Consider the following 5,712-nt stretch of genomic DNA (forward strand, 5'->3'; position numbering starts at 1 on the left):
GTTCACTCCTATCAAGGACTTGCACATAGATTTCAAGGGAAATTGGTTCTATGAGTACTACTCTGATGAGTACATGTTCTATACTTACCTGCAATCTCCGAACTCTTACAATACTCGTCACAACTCAAGCGCAAAGACACAAAAGCAGCTTACGCAAACTTACAACATTCTCTTGAACTACTCCAAGAGCTTCGGTTTGCATAACTTGTCGGCTCTTGCCGGCTGGGAATACTTCCATCAGAAGTACAATATGCTCAAAGGCGAAGGCTATAATCCCGACAACAATTACTTCCTCGACCTGCAATATACCATCACCGACGCCGGCGCACGTGTGCTCGACTCCGGCCATAGCAAGTTTATTACCGAGTCATACTTTGCCCGTATCAACTACGATTACGACTCCAAGTACCTCGCCAGCTTCACGATTCGCCGCGATGGTATATCAAAATTGAGCAAAGAAAACCGCTGGGGAACTTTCCCCGGACTGTCGCTCGGATGGGTATTCAGCAAGGAAAACTTCATGGAAGGCACCGCCTCATGGCTCAACTTCGGTAAACTCCGTGCCTCATGGGGACAAAACGGCAACGTTAACAGCAACTGGGTAGGCAATTACACCGTACAAGGCAACTACCCACAGATTACGTATAACGGCCGACAAGGCTACTATCTTAACGAAATTCCCAATGCTTATCTTACTTGGGAAACATCGCGCACGTTTGAGTTAGGCTTCGATTTGTCGCTCCTTAACAACAAGTTGCAAACCAACTTCACATGGTATAACCGTCGTACCTTCGATAAGTATGCCAACATTACCGTGCCCTCATCATCAGGATGGACCAGCGTTACCTCTAACAACGGTACTTTCCAAAACACCGGTATTGAGCTCGAGATTAACTACCATGCTCTCAAGACCAAGGATTGGCGTGTAGATATGGGCCTCAATCTTGCCTATAATACCAATAAAGTCATCAAACTGCCCGCCAACGGAAACGCCAAGAACCGTCAAGGTGGCCAGCAAGTATATACCGGCAACGGCGAAGAGAAGATGTGGGTAGGCGGCTATGCCGAAGGCGAACGCCCCGGTGATCTATGGTTGTTTGAGGCCGAAGGCATTTACAAAAGCCAAGACGAAATACCCGGAAACCTCATTGATCAATCTACAACCGACGGCTATTACGGCGGCAGCAACAAGAAACTCTACGGCCCCGACGCTTATAAGAACGGTGGAAAAGCCGGCGGTGGATTGGCTGTTTTACCCGGTGACGTGAAGTGGAAAGACGTCAATGGCGATGGCAAGATCGATAACTACGACCTCGTGAAGCAAGGTAACACCACACCGAAATGGATTGGTGGTTTCAATCTCTCTGCCTCTTGGAAGGGTCTTACCTTATCTACCCGCCTCGACTTTGGTCTCGGTTTCGTTCAATACGACTACCGTACACCGTGGATTATGGGTAATGCGCAGGGGTCATATAACACCCTTAAGAACGTGAAGGATACATGGTCAGAGGACAATCCCAACGCTAAATATCCTATTTATATATGGGCTGACCAGCTCAACGCACGCAACTACAGCCGTCTAAGCTCCATGTTCTGCTACAAAGGCGACTACCTCTCTTTCCGTGAGATTACCCTTTCGTACGATCTCCCCAAGACTCTGCTCATGCCACTCCACATCGACGCCGTTCGCGTTTCAGTGACCGGACAGAACCTTGGCTACCTTTGCGAGGCTCCGTCAATGTACTCTCCCGAGGTATCAAACACTTATGGAGGTTACCCATTGCCACGCATGATCGTATTAGGTTTGAACGTTACCTTCTAAAAAACTCACAAAGAGAACAGACAAAAAACCTTACATTTAAAGCGAAATTCAAATGAAAAAGAATAAGATATTATCTTTCGTCCTGAGCATAGGTCTTCTTGCGGCTTTCACAAGCTGCGAGTCGTTAGACCTTTCGCCCGAAGATTACTTCGGAAGTGGTAACTTCTGGAAAGACCAAACACAAGCCACGGGCTACATGACCGGCCTTCATAACTACCTGCGTAGCACCTATGGAAGCATTCATACCATGGGAGAATTGCGCAATGGGCTCATCGGCGATGGTGACGATGGCACCGGTACATCTGTCACGGGTGCGTCGTTAGACCATCAGAGCCTTATCAAGCAAGACTTAGACGCTGACAAAGCGGGCATGAGTAATTGGAATGGTCTCTATTCACAGATAGTCCGTATCAACCTCGGTATTCAGGAAATAAGCTCCTCGACCGTCGTTGCCGACAACCTCAAAAACCTATACTTGGCCCAAGCCTACGGCATGCGCGCCTACTATTATTACTTGCTTTACACGGCTTGGGGTGGCGTTCCATTGGTTACTGACGTAGCTATCTTGCAAGGACAAGTATCGGCCGAGGTGCTTAAACGCCCACGGGCAAAGGCTTCGGAGATCATGGATTTACTCAAGAAGGACATCACCGAGTCGGAGAAACGCTTCAATGACTATGGCAACGCGGCCTTTACCAGCAAATATACATGGAGCAAATACGCTACGCTTATGCTGAAAGCCAACATCTATACGTGGGCTGCCAACGTGACCACCGGTGACCAACAAGCCACGGGTAAAGCCGATTTGGAAGTGGCCAAGAAGGCCTTGGAGGAAGTTATCAATAGCAAAGTATTTGCGCTTACGCCCAAATTCGTGGAGACATTCCAAACCGATAAGAAAACCAATACTAAGGAAATGATCTTCTGTGTGCCGTTTAATAAGACCGATAAGGTGTACATGCCTTTCGTCAGCACTTGTGTTGCACAGCAAAACTTATTCGTAAACAAGTTCACATTGGATGGTAAACCCATTGTCCTTGGTAACGAACCTTATGGCAACCGCACCCTTACGGGCGGTCTCTTGCGCCACCAATACAAGGAATCGCTGTGGCGTTCGTTCGATGAAAACGACACTCGACGCGACGCAACCTTCCTTGCTATCTGCGCAAATGCCAACGCCGAGAAGACGGGAAGTAACTTCGGAGTGCTTCTCAAGAAGTTCTCGGGCACTTATTATCCGGCTGAAGGCTCTCACTCCTTCGACTGTGACGGCCCCATCTTCCGCTATGCGGAGACCTTGTTGCTCATGGCTGAAGTACAAAACGACCTTGGCAATGACCCCACTCCTTACCTCAATCAAGTGCGTGAGCGTGCTTTCGGCGACGCAAGCCATAACTTCAACAACGAGAGCAAGTATCAAAACACCCTTAATATCCTTGGTGAGATTGACAAAGAGTTCGTTTGTGAGGGCAAGCGGTGGTACGCTTTGCTGCGCATGAAGGACCAGTCGGGCAAGGCACTCGTGTTTAATGCCGACGTTAACTATCCTTTCATAGTAGGTGCTGCCAAAGCTCCTATATTGAAAGAAAGCGAGGCTTATAAGACCTTGTGGCCCATTTCTGTTTCTACTTACAGCAATGACACGTCGATAGAGCAGAACCCCGGCTATCAGAAATTTAATTAAAAATAATATCTAAGGCCGATTGGGAGGCGGGAACATGCGGTTTCCTGCCTCCCACTTGACCGTTATTAGCAAGATGAGAAAATTCGTTCTTATATCGTTTTTGTCGATGATGATATCGGTGGTGATGGCTGCCGATAAAATCAAAGTGGCCTGTGTAGGTAACAGTGTCACCTTTGGCTATGGTTTGCCCGATAGGGGTAAGCAGGCCTACCCTGCCGTATTGCAGCAATTGTTGGGCCCCAATTACGATGTAAAGAACTTCGGCCACTCCGGCACTACGCTGCTTCGCCGGGGTCATAGGCCTTATCATTTGCAGCAGGAATACAAAGACGCCTTGGCTTTCAAGGCCGACCTCGTCGTCATTCACTTAGGTTTGAACGACACAGACCCACGCAATTGGCCCAATTATAACGATGAGTTTAACGCTGATTATCAAGCTCTTATCAATAGCTTTAAGGCTGTCAACCCCAAGACAAAGGTGTGGATATGCCTGCTCTCGCCCATCTTCGACCGCCATCCACGCTTCGATAGCGGCACGAGAGATTGGCACCGGGCCATTCAACAGCACATTCAAACGATAGCGACGAGCCTCAACGTAGGCCTCATCGACCTCTTCTCACCCCTCTGTCATCGTCCCGATCTCTTCCCCGATGCGCTCCATCCCAATGCCGAAGGAGCCAAAATTCTTGCGCAAACCGTCTATTCCGCCCTCTCGGGAGACTACGGTGGCTTGCGCATGAACCAACTTTATGGCGATGGAATGGTAATGCAGGCCGGGCAACCATTGGTTTTCCAAGGCACGGCCAATGCGCTTGATAACGTTAAAATCACCTTTAACGGTACTACGAAGCGGGTGAAAACAGCCGCCAATGGCACGTGGAAAGTCGCTTTTCCGGCCATGACAGCCGGCGGACCTTACCGTTGCGACATCAGCACAAAGGCCACCCGACGCACCATTAAGGACATTTACGTAGGCGAAGTATGGCTCTGTTCGGGTCAATCCAACATGGAATTGCCCCTTCATGTCACCACTCATGCTCGTGAAGACATAGCCAATGCAGGCCGGCAACGCCATCTGCACCTATTCAATATGCCGCCCCTCTACCCCACCAACAACACCCAATGGACCACCGAAGCGCTCGACTCGGTCAACCGCTTGCTCTATCTGAAGCAGGGACAGTGGACCTCCGCCAACGCCGAAGCGGCCTCACGGTTCTCCGCCGTGGCCTATCACTTCGGTCAAAAGCTCGCCAACAGCCTTCAAGTGCCCGTAGGTATCATCTGTAATGCCGTGGGTGGCACGACAACAGAGTCGTGGATAGACCGCCAAACCTTAGAGGAGGACTTCCCGACGGTGCTGAAAGACTGGTATCATAGCGACTTCGGACAGCCTTGGGCACGCCAAAGAGCCTTGCATAACATAGCCAAGTCGGCTATTCCCAAGCTGCAACGCCACCCTTACGAGCCCGCTTACATGTTCGAGGCAGGCATATTGCCCCTCGCCGGTTACGCCATTAAAGGCGTCGCTTGGTACCAAGGCGAGTCTAACGCACACAACATTGAGCTGCACGAAAGGCTCTTTAAACTTCTTCAAAAGAGCTGGCGCACGTTCTTCAAACAACCCAATCTGCCCTTCTACACCGTACAATTATCGAGCCTTAACCGCCCTTCTTGGCCCCAATTCCGTAACTCTCAACGGCTATTGGCGGCGCAAGACCCACATACATGGATGGTGGTGACGACCGATTTGGGCGACTCTTTAGACGTACATTACCCCAACAAGCGTCCCGTAGGAGAACGTTTGGCCCTGCAAGCGCTCCACCACAGCTATGGCCACGCCGTCCTTTCAGAGGGCCCGGTCTGCACTTCGATTACCTCGAAAGGCGCCCATGAGCTTCTACTTACCTTTAAAAACGCCCAAGGACTGCATGCTCAAGGCGATGAAATCATAGGTTTTGAGATAGCAGGAGCCGACGGTATTTACCACAAAGCCCACGCCCGGATAGATGGCAGCGCCCTTATCGTCAGCAGTCAGCAGGTAGATAAGCCGGTCAGCGTTAGATACGGATGGCAACCTTTCAGCCGAGCCAACCTCGTAAACGGGGCCAACCTGCCCTGCAGCACCTTTAAACAACACATCAACTTATGAGGACTTTAACGAAAATAATACTTATATATATAATCATGAATGCTATTACGAATAGTT

3 protein-coding genes are annotated in these 5,712 nt (G+C 49.8%); all 3 read left to right on the forward strand.

Features of this window, described 5'->3' with window-relative positions:
• Positions 1-1,822 (forward strand): SusC/RagA family TonB-linked outer membrane protein (locus VIR50_RS11585; protein ID WP_331935270.1); only part of this gene is annotated, 1,822 nt, incomplete at its 5' end.
• 52 nt (positions 1,823-1,874) lie between these two features.
• On the forward strand, positions 1,875-3,506 hold the full coding sequence (locus VIR50_RS11590) for a RagB/SusD family nutrient uptake outer membrane protein (protein WP_331935271.1): 1,632 nt from the start codon (positions 1,875-1,877) through the stop codon (positions 3,504-3,506).
• 73 nt (positions 3,507-3,579) lie between these two features.
• The gene (locus tag VIR50_RS11595; protein WP_331935272.1) at positions 3,580-5,655 is read left to right on the forward strand and encodes a GDSL-type esterase/lipase family protein; all 2,076 of its coding nucleotides are present in this window, start codon (positions 3,580-3,582) and stop codon (positions 5,653-5,655) included.
• Positions 5,656-5,712: the final 57 nt, after the last annotated feature.

This window comes from Prevotella sp. (genome assembly GCF_036570325.1).
In the GTDB taxonomy this organism is placed as follows: Bacteria; Bacteroidota; Bacteroidia; order Bacteroidales; family Bacteroidaceae; genus Prevotella.

Excerpts from the sequence above, each read along its gene's own strand:
- VIR50_RS11595 (WP_331935272.1), top strand. The coding sequence starts at position 3,580 with ATGAGAAAATTCGTTCTTATATCGTTTTTGTCGATGATGATATCGGTG.
- VIR50_RS11590 (WP_331935271.1), top strand. The coding sequence starts at position 1,875 with ATGAAAAAGAATAAGATATTATCTTTCGTCCTGAGCATAGGTCTTCTT.